Genomic DNA, 16735 nt, shown 5'->3' on the forward strand with positions numbered 1-16735 from the left:
GAGCATGAGCAGAACGATTTTTTGCACTTTTTTAAAGCGTGATGCGGAAGGCCAGGACTTCCAGCTTTATCCAGGCGAGATTGGCAAACGAATCTTTAATGAGATTTCGAAAGAAGCCTGGTCGCAATGGATGAGCAAACAAACCATGCTGATCAATGAGAAAAAACTTAGCATGATGAATCCAGATGACCGTAAATTGCTGGAGCAGGAGATGGTGAATTTCCTGTTTGAAGGCCAGGACGTGCATATCGAAGGCTATACGCCGCCGTCGAAATAATCATTTTTTAACTCTGCAGGCTGCGTTTCATGTCACGTTTGCCCGTCATCTTTCGTCACGGTACAGTTTTAAGATGAAGAAAATTTTAGCTTTGCTGGTTATCGCTCCGATGTTGATCTCCTGCTCGGGCAGCAAGAATAACGCGTTTGATGAAGCCTATGTTAAGGACACCAACGGCTTCGATATTTTGATGGGTCAGTTCGCCCACAATATCGAGAACATCTGGGGGCTGAATGAAGTCCTGATCGCCGGACCTAAAGACTACGTAAAATACAGCGATCAATACTATACGCGCAGCCACATCAATTTTGATGCCGGTACTATCACTATCGAAACCATCGCCGGTACCAACCCGTCGGCGAACCTGCGTCAAGCGATCATCAGTACGTTGCTGGTCGGTGAGGATCCGGGCAACGTTGACCTTTATTCTGACGCCAATGATATTGAGATCAGCCGTGAGCCCATGCTCTACGGGCAGGTGCTGGACAACACCGGACAGCCTATCCGCTGGCAGGGCCGTGCCGCCAGCTTTGCTGATTATCTGATACAGAATAAATTGCAGCGCCGTCAATCAGGTCTGCACATCATCTATTCCGTCACGATTCAGATGGTGCCAAACCACCTGAACAAGCGTGCGCATAAATATTTGCCGATGGTGCGTGAAGCCTCAGCCAAATATGGTGTGGATCAGTCACTGATACTGGCAATCATGCAGACCGAATCGGCCTTTAACCCTTATGCCGTGAGTCATGCGGATGCCTTGGGCTTGATGCAGGTCGTGCAACATAGCGCCGGTGTGGACGTGTTTAAATCAGAGGGTAAATGGGGCAAGCCAAGCCGCAGCTATCTGTTTGATCCACAGAATAATATCAATACAGGTACTGCCTATCTGGCCATGTTGCAAAACGTTTATCTCGGCAATATCACCAATCCGACATCGAGACGTTATGCGGTGATCACCGCCTACAATGGGGGTGCTGGCAGTGTGTTACGCGTGTTTAGTAGTAATAAAACGCAGGCGTTTAATATCATCAACAATATGGCGCCAGGCGACGTTTACACGACGCTGACCACCAAGCATCCGTCAGGCGAGTCACGACGTTATCTCTACAAGGTAAACAACACCCAGAAGAGCTATCGTCGCATCGACTAACTCAACACGGCGATGAGCAGCAATAAAAACCGGAGGCTCCTGAGCCTCCGGTTTTTATATGTTTTCACAAAACGTCTGTGCTGAAAATGACCGGCGTTATTTTGCGATCACATACCCCATAATACGTTTCCAGCCGATCGTTTTTTTCTCAACGTAAACGCCCTGCAACTCTGGCGAGAATCCGGGCAACAGGTTAATGCCCTCTTCCAGTGCCACAAAGTAACGCTGTACCGCCCCGCCCCAGACTTCGCCAGGAACGACACACAGAACACCTGGAGGATATGGCAAAGCACCTTCCGCTGCGATACGGCCTTCAGCTTCACCAATCGGTACCAGCTCGATATTATCCCGAATAAACTCGTTATGTGCGTCCTGCGCATTCATCGCCACCTGTGGGAAACTCTTCTCGCGGAACATCTCTTTTTGCAGCTCTTTTACGTCAAAACTGACGTACAAGTTATGCATCTCCTGGCACAACTGGCGGATAGTGTAGTTACGGTAACGATCTTCATTCTTACGGTATACCGTCGGCAGGACTTCACTCAGTGGCGCATCTTCTTCGATATAGCGCTCAAAACGGGCGATCTCTTCAATCAGCAGTTGCATCTTCGCCGGTGTCTCGGCAGGCGTCAGCAGGAAGAGGATCGAGTTGAGGTCGCACTTCTCAGGCACGATACCGTTTTCACGCAGGAAGTTAGCAAGAATGGCAGCAGGGATCCCGAACTCAGTATACTTTCCGCTCTCCGCATCAATGCCCGGTGTGGTCAGCAACAGTTTGCATGGATCGACAAAATACTGCTTCTCCGCGTACCCCTCAAAAGCATGCCAACGCTCGCCCGGCACAAAATCAAAGAAGCGCACATCATTGGCCATTTTTTCGGTGTCGTGATTCTGCCACGCAATGCCATCAACCACCGGCGGCACAAACGGCAGGATCATCGAGCACTGGTCTAGCAACATTTTGCGCGCTTCAATACCGAGTTTCACACACTCCATCCACATGTGCTTGCCGCTACCCCCGGCGTGAATACGCGCATTGACGTCCAGCGCGGCAAACAGCGGATAAAATGGGCTGGTTGAGGCATGCATCATAAAAGCATTGTTAAGCTTCTTATGGCTGCAATGACGCTTCTGGCCTTTGATATGGTTGTCTTTTTTGTGGATTTGCGAAGTCTGCGAGAACCCAGCCTGCTGCTTGTGAACCGATTGTGTGACGATGATTCCCGGGTCGTTCTCATTGAGTTCCAGCAACAAGGGTGAGCACTGTTGCATCATCGGGATGAACTGCTCATAACCGACCCATGCGGAGTCAAACAGGATGTAATCACACAAATGGCCAATTTTATCCACCACCTGACGGGCGTTATAAATGGTGCCGTCGTAAGTGCCGAGCTGAATGATCGCCAGACGGAACGGCCGTTTTTCACCTGCGCGTTCAGGGGCAACCTGTTTGATCTGCTGGCGCAAATAACTTTCGTCAAAGCAGTCGGCGTCAATACCGCCAATAAAGCCAAACGGATTTCGCGCGGTTTCCAGATAAACCGGTGTAGCACCTGCCTGCAACAGTGCGCCGTGATGGTTAGATTTATGATTATTGCGGTCAAACAGCACCAAATCATCACGGGTTAACAGCGCATTGGTCACCACTTTGTTGGCAGCCGAGGTCCCGTTCAAGACAAAATACGTTTTGTCCGCGCTGAACACTTTAGCCGCATATTTTTGTGCATCTTTCGCCGAGCCTTCGTGGATCAGTAAATCACCCAGTTTAACGTCAGCATTACACATGTCGGAGCGGAAAATATTCGGGCCATAAAAGTCATAGAACTGACGTCCAGCAGGATGGCGACGGAAAAATTCGCCGCCCTGATGACCGGGACAAGCAAAGGTCGAATTCTCCATCTCGACATATTTCTTCAACGTATCGAAAAATGGCGGGAACAATGCCTCTTCGTAGGCCTGTGCGGCAGACTCAATCTGCGCGGCATAAAATGCCTGATTAGCATCAGACAAGGCGATCACGCCTTTCAGCACAGGCAAATAATCCGGGGAAACCTGCTCGGATCCCTGCACTGCAACAAACGCCGGAATACCAAATCCCAACGCATCTATGCCTGCCAGCCGGCCACTGTTTAAATCTCCCACGGAGATAATAATGGCGGCAATATCCGCATAATCGGCGCGACGGAGATCCACAACCACACGGTGTGACTCAATATAAGGGGCCACGGAAGCGCTTGCTGCAATTTTCAAAAGTTTCATCAAGACTCTCAAACAATTAAGTAAGAGGGTGTGCCAATTAGCACGGCAATGAGCGGGATTGTACGTCGTGAAGTCAAAGCACACAGATCCAGCCCGGCAAAGTGACGCTGGCGATAAACTTGATGTCGAATGTGAAAGCACAATGCCATCAGGCAAAGGGGATACCAATCGAGATTCAGGCTCAGCCACGTCTGATAGACATCAGTAAAATCAGAGAACGCTCTATTTTTAATCATGTCTAACAGCAAGCAAGATAGCCTTACCGCATGGGGGAAACAGCCAAGGGAGAAAAACAGGGAATGCGAAGTTCACAACACACGAAGGAAGTCATCAGCGATGTTTTACGCTTACAGAAAGCGCGATGTGAAAAACCAGTCATGCCGCACCCTTCTTGAGCCGTTGCGAGAAAAAGGAAATATCTCAGTCAATAAATCGCCGCAATAATGGCATCATTCTTACCAGGGTACAAGCCTACGGAATAGCCATTTTGCCAACAAAATGCCCCATTTTTAACCTATTAATTTAACGGGATTTTCCTGGCTCCACACGATAGCCCAGAGTGCCCCCGAGATCGCTACCCGGACATTGTCTTAAAAAACATCATTCGAACAACACGGCGCACGCATAGAGAAAAAAGCCATTGACGACGCACAGCCAATACGGTTTAATGCGCCCCGTTGCCCGGATAGCTCAGTCGGTAGAGCAAGGGATTGAAAATCCCTGTGTCCTTGGTTCGATTCCGAGTCCGGGCACCATCTTCAGAGCCTGTTCGTTAAGAGGTGAGATCCTTAACGGGCATGACATAAGTACCCGAAACAGCTTCATGTGATAAATATGCTTATCGCATCGATTGTTGAACATTCGGGACTAAGAAGCCGGAGAGTGTTAGTCGCACTCTCTGGCTTTCTCACGTCCTTCCGATAAGAACTTTGACAGTATCCCATTGGGAGTGTCAATCTTATGTAAAGAAAAGCTTCAATTTTTTGCTTTCAGTCACTTAGATTTCACTTAAGATTAATCCCATCCCCCAAAAACTTCATCTAAAGCTACACGTAAACTGTCCATATTACCTTCCACATACTCCAGCATAACAGCCACACTTGAATGTCCTACCAGCGTTTGAACAACTTTGAGATTACGATCAGGGGATTTCATCATGTCGGTAGCAATAGTATGCCTAAACCTATGTGGAGTAATGACACACTGACACTCAGTCGATAGTCGTCGAAAGAAACCACGTAGGGGTTGATAAGCCATTACATCGGTTAAAATATTTTTTCGCCCGTCAAACCTGCTCGCGTTAAATAACATATCGCCGTGTATTGCTCCGCGCTCAGTTGCAGCCGTCATCAACCGTTCAAGCCTCAGTCGCAATAATCGGGTGATAGGAACCCGGTGCTCTCTGTGATTTTTTGAAGCTTCAGGACGTAAATTTATCCATCTCCCTTCCAGATGAACTGATCCTACCCACGTAATGTGGACACAGGTCTAAGCGAGGTTTTGGTTTTCAAATTGGGAGTGTGTTGTTTACGGGGCTTGTTTTTCGTTGCTGATGGTTTAGTCATGAGCCACCTCTGGTTGAGAGTTTACTCACTTAATACCGTGTCCACTATTGCTGGGTAAGATCAGGGTTCTGCCAGTGTTTAAAAAGGAAAAAGCCGTTTAGTTTTGTTCTTTTAAACAAAATTACTGATGATTTATGTTCACAAAATATGTTTTACGGTTTACCTTTTTAAGGTGCATTTAAAATACAACTTAAAAGATAAGCGAGCAATTACATGATTACCTCAGAACAACAAGAACTTGTTAAAGCTACGGTACCGGTTCTTAAAGAAAACGGCGTTGCGCTGACGGATTATTTTTACAAGCGTATGCTGAAGAATAATCCAGAACTTAAAGAAACCTTTAACATGGGACACCAGCGCAGTGGTGCGCAGGCAAAAGCATTGGCTGGTGCAGTTCTGGCCTATGCTGAGAATATTGACGATCCTTCAGTGCTTGCACCTGTAGTTGAGCTCATCTGTCACAAGCATGTCAGTCTTAACATTCAGGCACCCGATTACGACATCGTGGGTGAGAATCTATTGCACTCCATCAGTGAAGTACTGAGCATCCCTATGGATGACAAGTTGATTTCTGCATGGGCAGCCGCTTATCAACAGCTTGCGGATTTATTCATTTCGACAGAGAAATTACTTTATAAGCAGCGGGAAAATACACATGGCAGTTGGCTGGGCTGGCGTGACTTTATTGTCGAGCGGAAGGTCAAAGAGAACGGTGAAATTACGTCATTCTATCTGGTGCCAAAAGATGAAAAAGCACTTCCGACTTATAAACCCGGCCAATACATCACTGTGCGTGTAACCGTTCCCGAGCTCGGCATCAAACAGCCTCGTCAGTACAGCCTTTCAGACAGCCCTGGCGGTAAATACCTACGTATTTCTGTAAAGCGTGCAGATGCGCATGATGAACATCAGGAACCGGGCTACGTCTCTTCAACGTTACATACCGTGATTGGTGAAGGCGACACTATTGAGATCAGCGCACCGACCGGCAATTTCTTCCTCGTTAATGCCGATCGTAATAATGTGCTCATCAGTGCGGGTATTGGCCTGACACCGATGATCGCCATGTTGAACCAGCTTATCACTGACAATAACCGTCTTGATGACAGGTCCGCACTATCGGAAAAACTGAAGTTGCCCTTCCCGGATACTGAAGTAAACAAAAAGCAGATCAGCTTTATTCATGCTGCGCGCAGCCCCGATGTGCATGCCATGCGTAAAGAAGTCAGTGAGCTATCAAACAAATATAGCAACCTTCACGTGTATGTTGCCTATGAATCTGTAGCTGATAACTTCGTACCCGGAGAGGACTATCAGATGCTGGGCAGGCTGAGTCTGAAAGAGGTTCCAGTTCAACTCCTGCCAAAGGATGCTGACTACTATTTATGTGGTCCACTTCCCTTCATGCAGCACCAGAATGCGACATTACTGGAACTCGGTATTTCACAGGAAAACATCCACAGCGAAGCATTTGGAACCGGCGGCGTTTCTCTTTAGCTCCATGTCTTTTCCCCTACAGAGAACCTCGGGGGAGGGCTTTATGAAACTAAACCAATTTACGGACTTAGGTCTACGTGCACCTATCGACCTTATTCAGCCCGCTCGTGATATGCCCTTCACGATCAGCTAGATGGCAGTGAAATTGAACGAATTTGTGCATCATCTGGTGATGGGTGATGCATTTAATGTCGCCGCTGGGATGGATTTTGACGTTCAGGGGCCGTAACGGTGGTGTTGTGCTTGCCAGCAGGTCGGTTGATTATAGGTATGATCATCAAAATCTTGGAAGATCGGGGTGAATAATTCAAATCAGCTTGTTAACTGCCACAGTCCGGCCTGTCCGCTCAGGAGCAGTTGTGCTGAAATCAATACTTCATCGTGCCATGGCTGCCTTCTCCTAATACCTTGAGCAATACACGTTGGCTGATTCCGCACGCGATACGCAAATACTAGCGCGCTCTTTCTCAGTACGTTTAAGCTGAGTCTTGATATTGGAGTTATGGAATCCAGAAAAATCTGCACTTGATGCTCGCTCTTACCCGGTTTTACTGCACGAACCCATTTATAGATTGCTGTAGCCGAGACGCCAAAGTGTTATGAAATTTCAGTAACGGGATAGCTCTGCTCAGTGATCTGGCGGACAGCGTCTTCTTCAAATTCAGGAGTAAAACGTGGTGTGCCAATAGACTCTCCTATGCTCAAAATATAGGTCAGATTTGTCTACGGGTTCGCGGGGACACTCCAACCCTATAACTAAAGCGTCTATTACTACAGGATCAGTTACTATTTAATCCCAAGTCGTTTGGCCAGTCTATGAAGATTTCCTGCATCCATATCCAGGGCTCGAGCGCAAGCAGACCAGTTGTTCTGTGTTTCGATCAACATTTTGTTGATCAACCTTCGCTGAAAGTCCTGCGTGGCCTGCTGGAGATTTAATGAAGATGCCTCAGGCAAATCAACATCCACCGCTGGTATCTCTTCACTATTGTCAGTTGCTATTAGATTAAAAAGATTGTGATGCAGCGTCACTTCAGCCTGATTTTGCGATGCTCGTGCAAGAATGGCAGCCCGTTCTATGGCGTGCTTCATCTCCCGTACGTTCCCCGGCCACTCATAGTTAACCAACTGCGTCAGCGTCTCCGCCGGCAGGTTAAGCTGGGCAAGGCCAAGTTTATTTTTGATGTACTCCACGAAGAAACCTGCCAACAGAACAATGTCGCCTTTCCGCTCACGCAGCGGCGGCACATACAACGGAAAAACGCTCAGACGGTGGAACAAATCGACACGGAATCGTCCTTCCACGACGGCTTTTTTAAGATCGCAATTGGTGGCGGCCAGGATACGCGCGTTGACGCGTCGCGTGCTGTCATCGCCCACGCGTTGTAGGTCACCGTACTGAATCACCCGCAGGAGTTTAGCCTGGAGTGACAGAGATAACTCGGCGATTTCATCCAGAAAAAGCGTGCCGTTATCTGCCATCTCAAATTTACCTGTCCGGTTGTGAATGGCGCCGGTAAATGCCCCTTTTACATGGCCGAACAATTCACTTTCCGCCACGTTTTCCGGCAACGCAGCACAGTTGAGATAGACAAGTGGTTTACCAGAGCGGGACGATAAGTGGTGAACGGCATTGGCTACCAGCTCTTTCCCCACGCCGGTTTCACCGGTGATCAGGACATTCAGATCGGAGCCCGCAACCACGCTGATTTCGTGCCGAAGTTGCTGCATCGGCGCGGAAAGCCCAATCATCTCTTCTTCCGGCTTATACGGATTTTTTTTTCTGCCATTCGCCTCACTGCTTGACGGTAACGCCTGTTTTTCAAGCGCATCGACAAGTAATGCATTATTGAGCGCGGATGAAGCCAGAGCACTAATCAGCCAAAGTTCTTCATCACTAAAGTCATCAAACTGCGCCGGGTTCAGACTGTCGAACGTCAGCGCACCAATCAACTCCTGATCGGCGAAAAGCGGCAGTCCGATACAGGCGTGAACTTTCAGTGCGTCATGACCGGGGATCAACCCGTCGTAAGGATCGGGTAGGTGGCTGTTGGCCGGAAAACGCACTACATTGCCCGCGCGCGCAATGGCTTCCAGCCGCGGATGCGAGGACAGCACAAAACGTCTGCCGAGGACGTCCGGCGATAAGCCGTCAATCGCCAGCGGCCGAAAGTGTTGGCCCTCATAACGCAGCAACGCCGACGCGTCACATTTCAGCAACTTTCTCACACTGTTAATCAGCCGCTGAAAACGGTCTTCACCAGACAGACCGTATTGTAATTCGATGGCAATATTGGCCAGGGATTGAATCGACAGGCTCATGATTTGTCATTCCGACACGATTAAAGTCAATTCGACAATAACACACCAGTGTCTAAATGACTCACGGCATTTTTAATTTCTTTAAAATCAATAGCATAATTTATGGCACGTCACTTGCAATACATACTGAAGTAGAAACCTCACTTATTCAGGATGTAATCATGGCTATTCAGGTAAAAAATAATATCACTTGGGTTGGGCAAAGAGACTGGGAAGTCCGTGACTTTCACGGCTCCGAATACAAGACCCATCAGGGTAGCAGCTACAACAGCTATCTGATCCGCGAAGGGAAGAATGTATTGATCGACACAGTAGATCATAAATTCAGCCGTGAATTCGTGACGAATCTGGAGCAAGAGATCGACCTTACTACACTCGACTACATCATCATTAACCATGCGGAAGAGGACCATGCAGGTGCCTTAACCGAGCTGATGTCCCACATTCCCAACACGCCGATTTATTGCACCACTAATGCCATCGATTCGATTAACGGGCACCATCATCATCCTGAGTGGAACTTCCACACGGTGAAAACCGGTGACACCTTGGATATTGGCAACGGCAAGAAATTGATTTTTGTCGAAACGCCGATGCTGCATTGGCCGGACAGCATGATGACCTACATGACCGATGACGCGGTGTTATTCAGTAATGACGCCTTTGGTCAGCATTATTGTGATGAACATCTTTTCAACGATGAAGTCGACCAGATTGAGCTCTATGAACAGTGTGCGCGTTATTACGCCAATATTCTGACGCCGTTCAGCCGTCTGGTGACGCCAAAAATTAATGAGATCCTCGGTTTTAATCTGCCGGTCGATATGATTGCCACTTCTCATGGTGTGGTATGGCGTGACAACCCGGCGCAAATCGTCGAGAAATATCTCGAGTGGGCTGCGGACTATCAGGAAGATCGCATCACAATTTTCTATGACACCATGTCATCGAATACCCGCATGATGGCCGATGCGATTGCGCAGGGGATTCATGATACGGATCCAGCCGTAGCGGTGAAAATCTACAATATTGCCCGTCATGATAAAAACGAAATCTTGACACAAATTTTTCGTTCCAAAGGCATGTTAGTCGGCTCTTCCACCATGAATAACGTGATGATGCCGAAGATCGCTGGAATGCTGGAAGAGTTGGCCGGTTTGCGTTTTCGTAATAAGAAGGCTTCGGCGTTTGGCAGCTTTGGCTGGACCGGCGGGGCGGTAGATCGTATTCAGACCCGCCTGATGGATGCCGGATTTGATATTGCGCTGTCACTGAAAATAAAATGGCGCCCGGATGCCAGCACGCTGGAAGAGTGCCGCGAACATGGCAGAAAAATTGCCCGCGAATGGGCGCTGCATCCGCTTGAGGTTAGTACGCCGTCTGTATCTTCTGCAGCACAGGTCGTTGGATCGGAAACAGAGCCTCTCGCTGACGCTGACATTTGTATGATTTGCAGCGTCTGCCAATGGGTTTATGACCCCAAATTGGGCGAACCTCTTCAGGATGTCGCGCCCGGAACTACGTGGTCTGACGTTCCAGAATCTTTCCTTTGCCCAGGTTGCGCGTTGGGTAAGTCCGTCTTTGATCCGATGTAACTGGAGGCTAAATGGAACAGAACATTGTCATTGTCGGCTCCGGATTTGCGGCCCGACAACTAGTGAGAAATATCCGTCGTATTGATAAACAGGTAGCGATCGTCCTGATCGCGGCGGACAGTGGTGATGAATACAACAAGCCGGAATTGAGTCATGTATTTAGCCTGAAACAGAACGCTGACGATCTGACGCGCCAAAGTGCATGCCAATTTGCGCAGGACAACAACCTCACTCTGCACGTCAATACGCAGGTGACCGCGATTGATCGTCATGCAAAACAAGTTGTATGTGGTGACCAGCGTTTCACTTATCACAAATTGGTGCTGGCGACGGGCGCCCAGGCTATTATGCCTTCCCTGCCGGGCAGCGAGTGGATTTTCACCTTCAACAGCCAGAGTGAATACCGGCAGCATCAGGACGTTTTGCAAATGGCGAAACGTGTTATCGTGCTGGGCGCCGGCCTGATTGGTACTGAACTGGCAATGGATTTGCACCGCGCCGGTAAGCAGGTCACTCTGGTTGATCGCGCTCAAAGTTTGCTTGCCGCATTGATGCCCGCTGAAATCAGCAGCCGCCTACAAAATAAATTTGGCCAGATGGGTGTGCAACTGGCTCTGAACAATGAGCTGATTGGTATTAACAAAACGGCGGAAGGGCTGGATGTCATGCTGAAAAATGGCTTGACCGTTAACGCCGATGCAGTGATCGCCGCCATTGGTTTGAAGCCGAGAACGTCATTAGCCGCTGAGGCCGATCTGAAGACTCAGCGCGGTATCCAGGTGAACAGCCAACTGCAAACTTCGGATCCTGATATTTATGCGCTGGGTGACTGCGCTGAAATCGAGGGCCAGGTATTGTCTTATCTTCAACCGATTCAGATTGGCGCGATGGTTCTGGCGAAAAACTTGCTGGGTGCCGCTGAAATGCTACGCCTACCGGCCATGCTGGTGAAAGTCAAAACGCCGGAGCTCCCTCTGGTTTTGGCGGGTGATACGCGTCGTGAAGATCTCAACTGGGAAATAACCCTCAATAGCAACGGTATGATGGCGCGAGGAACCGACCCACAGAAGCGACTCTGTGGGTTCATCGCCACCGAACAAAACGCGTCACATGGCTTTATGTTGCTACGTGAATTGAGTCTCCAATAATAGGGCCGATCGCAGCGCATTGACTTAACCGGACGCAGACAGGAGAACATGAATGAATAGACTATTGCCTTATAAACTCATGCCCTTATGGGACAGTAAAACGCTGCCTCATCGTTTTACGCAAAAACATAACACTAAAGCCGGAACCTGGGCCAAACTGACTATTCTTCAAGGTTCATTGACCTTCGCAATGATGACGGAGACCGGGGAAGTGACTGAGTCTTTTGTCTTCACACCACAAAATGCTTCCCCCTTTATTGAGCCGCAGCAGTGGCACCGGATTGTCTCTTTCTCTGAAGATCTGCAGTGCCAACTTACCTTCTACTGTACGGCAGAAGACTATTTCACTAAAAAGTATCAGATGACCGGGACGCATTCTGAAGTGATTGAAGCTGCCAAGATTATCCCGCCAGGACGGGCGCTGGATCTGGGCTGTGGAGTGGGCCGGAACGCTCTCTATTTGAATCTTAAAGGATTTGATGTCACGGCATGGGATAAAAATACGGACAGCATCGCCCATGTTAATAAGCTTATCGGATTAGAACAGCTGCCAACCATCAGCGTTGAGGAAAAAGACCTTAATACGCTTGCCTTTGACGGATCGTTTGATTTTATTCTCTCTACCGTCGTTCTTATGTTCCTTCAGCGCGATCGGATCCCGTTACTGATTGAGAATATGCAGTCTTGCACAGCAAAAGGAGGATATAACTTGATTGTCGCCGCCATGGATAGCAAAGATTATCCCTGCTTATTGCCTTTCCCATTTACCTTTAAATCAGGCGAGCTTAGGGAATACTATTCAGGCTGGGAGATTATTAAATACAATGAAGATTTGGGACAACTGCATAAAATCGATGATAATGGTGACCGGATCAAACTCCGGTTTGCCACAATCTTGGCCAGAAAAACCAGTTAAATAGCAGGCGGGCTAAGTCCGCCAGCATCCCTTTCAAAAAACCACACGCGGCGAAATTACCCACCTGGTTATCGACTCCACCGGATTAAAAGTCTTCGGTGAAGGTGAGTGGAAGGTTAAAAAACACGGCCAGGAAAAGCGCCGCGTCTGGCGAAAACTGCACCTGGCTGTGGGCGTCGATATTCACGAAGTTATCTGCGCTGATCTGTCCCTGAACAACGTGACCGACGCGGAGGCATTCCCGGCGCTGATCCCACCGCGAGCTCGCGGCAGGTTATTGGCCAGTGGAGTATGTTGAGCGAAAGAAAGCAGTCGCGAGGCAGCGACTCACGGGGAGCAACGCCTACTGGAAATGGAACACAGCTTATAACCGGCGGTCGGTGGCCGAAACGGCGATATAACATATCTCCAAATGCCAAGGGGCAAAATGTAATTTTTATGTAAAGAAGTCTAAAATTTTTACCATAAAACTCCATTTTTTTTGCGACATTTTTTAACAATGAGCAACCCCAAGACACTTAACCAAAACTTTGTGGATAAAATCACACATGAAACTGTCAGACAATCTACAGCCCCCCGAGAGATAATTTACTGATAATAAATAAAATAAATCATTTTCATATAAGTATTTTTGTCAGGAGAACATGTGAAAAACATCAAAGTTTCGGAAGGCTATCGATTGCCAGGGTAGAAAATCGCACCGCCAAGCGGAAACATGTCGATCAGCGTCACGTCCACCTCCGGCCACGGCATACCAGGACGGTTAAACAGTTCTCCCTCAAGATCTTTGATCTTTTTGATATCAGCGGCTTCGCGACAGACATCGTTGACGGCCCTGCCCGCTTCGACTGATTTCAGAACGGTGAAGATCGGCTGTTCGGTAAATCGGGCTTTGTGCATGGCGATCTCCTCACTGGGACATAATCAGTATGTCGGAAGATCTCTAAAGTGGATGGGATGTTTTGGTGGGATAATTACCGTTTTATAAGGTCACCATATGTTGTGCCTAGCGTGCAGCGACCGGTGACGACACACTTTGGCACGCGGGTTTGGCTATCTCCATCGGTTAAAATATGGTGGCAGACGGGCTGCCACATGAGGATTATTTATTTTTCCAGTTGGTGGACACCGGGTTCGTCACTGTGTTTTTTTCCTGGGTATAAGTGCCGTTCTGCTGGGCAATGGCTTCGCCAGTATCAACAATCGCGTTCTGGATAAACACGTTTTTCTCGTCTCCACGGACGAAGGTTAACTGATGAAAGGCCGTTTTATTGCCCCAGTCGCTAGAAGGTAGCGAAATGAAACGCACCGTGAAGGTTTCATCATCGAACTTGCCCTGCATGGTGTAAACGCCATAGTGGTTTTCACCCTGCGAAATGATTTTATAGGTACCGTTGTCGTAGTAATAAATCTCGGCATCGGGGAACGGTTTTTTGTCGTACATTTTACGGTAATGCAGCACCTGCTTAATGGTAGGTTGACCGAAGCTGACCGTCAGGTTTTTACCATCTGCTGAGGTCGTCAGCCCTGCGGCGTGAGCACTGCTCATGAGCATTAACAAACTTGCCGTTGCGATGACTTTCACTTCACTTCTCCTGGTCTGATGCTATGGATGATGTGCGCCAACCTACTGAAACTGCATTCTAAATTGGCACTGTTACAAATTTTCATGTGGGCACTGCATAAAGAGCAGGCAGAATCATTTTACTTTGGTGATCCACTGGGTGAGATGCCTCTGGTGAACAGCGTTTTTGAAATGAAGAACCAGGCGGCGGCTGAGCAGGCAAAGACCTTACTGCACAGAAATAACGACGACAGGAAAAAGGCCAGATAGTGCATCTTCGGTTACCCCCCGAGTAGAAAGACACCATTAATTTACACAGGAAATAGTAATCAAGAGTTATTATTTTATTTGAAAATGTAACTGTCAGGTAGCCTGCTGGTTTTGTCGCATGAACAATGAAAAGTCAGAGCAGTATCTTAAGCCGTGGTGAGGGCGAAATACCGATCGCGTGATGTCATTGCGCCGTCACATGGCTGCCACGTTATTGTCAATAACATGCTTTATGTTGCCCTTTTATCTGCAGGTACCACATAAAATATGTTACCGCCACTTCGTGCATTGGTCGCCTTTGAGACTGTAGCCAGACTGGGGTCTATTGGGGCCGCTGCCAGGGAGTTACATGTTACGCAAGCGGCGGTGAGCCAGCAGTTAAAAAGCCTGGAGCACTATCTCAGTTGTGCATTGTTTAAACGCAACTCCCGCGGTGTGGTGTTGACAGCGGCTGCTCAGCAGTACCTTCCTGTTGTCACCGGCTCCTTGCAGCACCTGCGGCTACAGACGGAAATGCTGTTCGGCAAGCAACAACCTGATGTGTTACGCATCAAAGTCAATCATTCCATTGGCCATAACTGGCTGATCCCGAAACTTGCAGATTTTACTGCCCGATTCCCGTTTATTCGCCTCGATCTCACCTCGGTAGACTGGCCCTCCCGTGAGCCCTGTGCTGATGCCGATGTCGAAATCACTAACGGTTTTATCGAAAGCGAAAACACGCATGCAGAGCGATTATTGCAGGAACTCTGGTTAATGGTGTGTTCACCTGGCTTTAAACACCAGCATGCAAGCGCGTTATTAAAAGGCGAGTTATCAGCGTTACCGGCAATTCAGGTTAAAGGCTACGAAGAGAGCTGGATGCAATGGCTAACCCATAACCAACGGGTGCCGGTTGCCCCCAATGTTCAACTGACATTGAGTAACTCCCTGCATGGTCTGGAAGCGGTTAAACAGGGTATGGGGATAATGTTGGTACGTTCGCTGGTCGCAGCGCGGGACATTCAGGCCGGTAGTGTCGTACAAGCACTGCCTGGTTCGATGCCTGCCGAATCCAGCCACTACCTGATCACGCCCAATAAACGGGATGCAAAAGTTAACTTCTTCTGTGACTGGCTGCATCAACAAAACATCGTTGACCTCTCTTAAACGAGCTAACGCTCGCCCCCTGTAGACCCAAGAAAATGTTATGGCAGGCATCGGAAAATATGACGTTGTTACCACAAAACCTGTCATACGCATTTCATAGAGTAGCGCAAACACATCACGTGGCGGCCGGGATCATGAAAATACGAGTTCAATCGCTCATGTCAAAAGGTAGGGTTTTGCTGTTTATCATGCCATTGATGCTGCCGCTGATCACATTCTGGGTGATTCCGTTTATCTGTAGTGTTTATATCAGCTTTACCGATTGGGATTATATTTCGCCGAGCTACCATTTTGTCGGTTTTGAAAATTATCAGTACATGCTGGAAGACAGCGATTTTCACCAGGCATTATTGAATACCTTCTGGTTCTCGCTCGGGGTGGTGATCCCAACGGTGGGACTGGGATTGATCTTTGCTCTATTGCTGCACAAGAATTTTTCCGGTAGCCAGTTTTACCGCGCAGTTATTTTCTCCCCGTGGATCACCCCCACCGTGGCGGTCTCTATCGTTTGGTCCTGGGTCTTTGAAACCAAAGGGGGGTTGCTTAATGGGTTGCTGACGGCGTTGCATATTGCCCCGGTGCCTTGGCTGGAAAACGGTAATAGCGCGATGGTCGCGGTGATCATTGTTACGGTCTGGCAGGCCATTGGCTGGACCATGCTGTTTTATATCAGCGCACTGAATAAGATCCCGGTGTCACTGTTTGAAGCATCATTGATTGATGGCTGCAGCCCGCTGACACGTTTTTTTAAAATAACCTTGCCGCTTATTTCGCCCACCAGCTTTTTCCTGGTGATCGTTAATATGGTCACGGCTGTACAGGCATTTGATCAATTCCAGATTTTAACTCAAGGCGGTCCAGGTGGGACTACCCGAACCTTGCTTTATCTGTTTTATCAGCAGGCATTCGAGCAATACAACATGGGGCCAGCCGCAGCGACCTCGCTGATTATATTGCTGATCACCGGGGTGCTCACCCTGCTCAATACCCTGATGGGGAAACGTTGGGTATTTTTCTAAA

At 48.4% G+C, this 16735-nt stretch carries 12 protein-coding genes, 1 tRNA gene and 3 pseudogenes; 11 read left to right on the forward strand and 5 right to left on the reverse strand.

The features are described 5' to 3' along the window. The first annotated feature begins 4 nt into the window (after positions 1–4). The gene (locus IEV89_RS08490) at positions 5–277 is read left to right on the forward strand and encodes an oxidative damage protection protein (RefSeq protein ID WP_140473560.1); all 273 of its coding nucleotides are present in this window, start codon (positions 5–7) and stop codon (positions 275–277) included. Between the two features lie 73 nt (positions 278–350). After that, the gene (mltC, locus tag IEV89_RS08495; protein WP_188472508.1) at positions 351–1430 is read left to right on the forward strand and encodes a membrane-bound lytic murein transglycosylase MltC; all 1080 of its coding nucleotides are present in this window, start codon (positions 351–353) and stop codon (positions 1428–1430) included. A gap of 96 nt (positions 1431–1526) precedes the next feature. Here mltC and speF read toward each other — a convergent pair whose 3' ends face one another. Next, on the reverse strand, positions 1527–3689 hold the full coding sequence (speF, locus tag IEV89_RS08500) for an ornithine decarboxylase SpeF (protein WP_188472510.1): 2163 nt from the start codon (positions 3687–3689) through the stop codon (positions 1527–1529). 679 nt (positions 3690–4368) lie between these two features. Here speF and IEV89_RS08505 point away from each other — a divergent pair. Beyond that, a tRNA-Phe gene (locus tag IEV89_RS08505) sits at positions 4369–4444 on the forward strand. A 259-nt stretch (positions 4445–4703) separates the two neighbouring features. Here the strand turns inward: IEV89_RS08505 and IEV89_RS08510 are convergent. After that, on the reverse strand, positions 4704–5165 hold the full coding sequence (locus IEV89_RS08510; RefSeq protein ID WP_188473230.1) for a site-specific integrase: 462 nt from the start codon (positions 5163–5165) through the stop codon (positions 4704–4706). 302 nt (positions 5166–5467) lie between these two features. Between IEV89_RS08510 and IEV89_RS08515 the strand changes: the two genes are divergently transcribed. Then, complete coding sequence (locus tag IEV89_RS08515; protein ID WP_229746423.1) at positions 5468–6751, forward strand: globin domain-containing protein; 1284 nt, start codon at positions 5468–5470, stop codon at positions 6749–6751. 786 nt (positions 6752–7537) lie between these two features. On the opposite strand, the gene norR is transcribed toward IEV89_RS08515, so the two are convergent. Further along, the gene (gene norR, locus IEV89_RS08520; RefSeq protein ID WP_188472512.1) at positions 7538–9073 is read right to left on the reverse strand and encodes a nitric oxide reductase transcriptional regulator NorR; all 1536 of its coding nucleotides are present in this window, start codon (positions 9071–9073) and stop codon (positions 7538–7540) included. Positions 9074–9234: 161 nt separating this feature from the next. Between norR and norV the strand changes: the two genes are divergently transcribed. From norV to IEV89_RS08540, 4 genes and pseudogenes are all read left to right on the forward strand, one after another. Beyond that, on the forward strand, positions 9235–10668 hold the full coding sequence (gene norV / locus IEV89_RS08525) for an anaerobic nitric oxide reductase flavorubredoxin (protein ID WP_188472514.1): 1434 nt from the start codon (positions 9235–9237) through the stop codon (positions 10666–10668). Between the two features lie 11 nt (positions 10669–10679). Then, a complete protein-coding gene (gene norW, locus IEV89_RS08530) occupies positions 10680–11816 on the forward strand; it encodes an NADH:flavorubredoxin reductase NorW (RefSeq protein ID WP_188472516.1) in 1137 nt (378 codons plus the stop codon). Positions 11817–11868: 52 nt separating this feature from the next. After that, entirely contained in the window at positions 11869–12732 is an 864-nt protein-coding gene (gene tehB / locus IEV89_RS08535) for an SAM-dependent methyltransferase TehB (RefSeq protein ID WP_188472518.1), read from the forward strand. Positions 12733–12734: 2 nt separating this feature from the next. Further along, positions 12735–13130: pseudogene (locus IEV89_RS08540) on the forward strand (transposase); the annotation flags it as partial. A gap of 373 nt (positions 13131–13503) precedes the next feature. Here IEV89_RS08540 and IEV89_RS08545 read toward each other — a convergent pair. Both IEV89_RS08545 and IEV89_RS08550 read right to left on the reverse strand, forming a co-directional pair. After that, positions 13504–13632 (reverse strand): annotated as a pseudogene (locus tag IEV89_RS08545) (IS3 family transposase); the annotation flags it as partial. A gap of 202 nt (positions 13633–13834) precedes the next feature. Then, a complete protein-coding gene (locus IEV89_RS08550; RefSeq protein ID WP_188472520.1) occupies positions 13835–14317 on the reverse strand; it encodes a hypothetical protein in 483 nt (160 codons plus the stop codon). 84 nt (positions 14318–14401) lie between these two features. Between IEV89_RS08550 and IEV89_RS21705 the strand changes: the two are divergent. The 3 genes and pseudogenes from IEV89_RS21705 to IEV89_RS08560 form a co-directional block, all read left to right on the forward strand. Further along, positions 14402–14491: pseudogene (locus IEV89_RS21705) on the forward strand (IS6 family transposase); the annotation flags it as partial. 342 nt (positions 14492–14833) lie between these two features. Continuing rightward, positions 14834–15715: a LysR substrate-binding domain-containing protein gene (locus IEV89_RS08555; RefSeq protein WP_188472522.1), complete on the forward strand. Its 882-nt coding sequence runs from the start codon at positions 14834–14836 to the stop codon at positions 15713–15715. 176 nt (positions 15716–15891) lie between these two features. Continuing rightward, complete coding sequence (locus IEV89_RS08560) at positions 15892–16734, forward strand: carbohydrate ABC transporter permease (protein WP_229746424.1); 843 nt, start codon at positions 15892–15894, stop codon at positions 16732–16734. The last annotated feature ends 1 nt before the right edge of the window (position 16735 follow it).

Source organism: Hafnia psychrotolerans, from assembly GCF_014639435.1.
Lineage (GTDB): Bacteria > Pseudomonadota > Gammaproteobacteria > Enterobacterales > Enterobacteriaceae > Ewingella > Ewingella psychrotolerans.

Bases quoted from the DNA above. Each gene is read 5' to 3' on its own strand.
- mltC (WP_188472508.1), top strand. From the start codon at position 351: ATGAAGAAAATTTTAGCTTTGCTGGTTATCGCTCCGATGTTGATCTCC.
- norV (WP_188472514.1), top strand. From the start codon at position 9,235: ATGGCTATTCAGGTAAAAAATAATATCACTTGGGTTGGGCAAAGAGAC.
- norW (WP_188472516.1), top strand. From the start codon at position 10,680: ATGGAACAGAACATTGTCATTGTCGGCTCCGGATTTGCGGCCCGACAA.
- IEV89_RS08555 (WP_188472522.1), top strand. From the start codon at position 14,834: ATGTTACCGCCACTTCGTGCATTGGTCGCCTTTGAGACTGTAGCCAGA.
- IEV89_RS08515 (WP_229746423.1), top strand. From the start codon at position 5,468: ATGATTACCTCAGAACAACAAGAACTTGTTAAAGCTACGGTACCGGTT.
- tehB (WP_188472518.1), top strand. From the start codon at position 11,869: ATGAATAGACTATTGCCTTATAAACTCATGCCCTTATGGGACAGTAAA.
- IEV89_RS08490 (WP_140473560.1), top strand. From the start codon at position 5: ATGAGCAGAACGATTTTTTGCACTTTTTTAAAGCGTGATGCGGAAGGC.
- norR (WP_188472512.1), bottom strand. From the start codon at position 9,073: ATGAGCCTGTCGATTCAATCCCTGGCCAATATTGCCATCGAATTACAA.
- speF (WP_188472510.1), bottom strand. From the start codon at position 3,689: ATGAAACTTTTGAAAATTGCAGCAAGCGCTTCCGTGGCCCCTTATATT.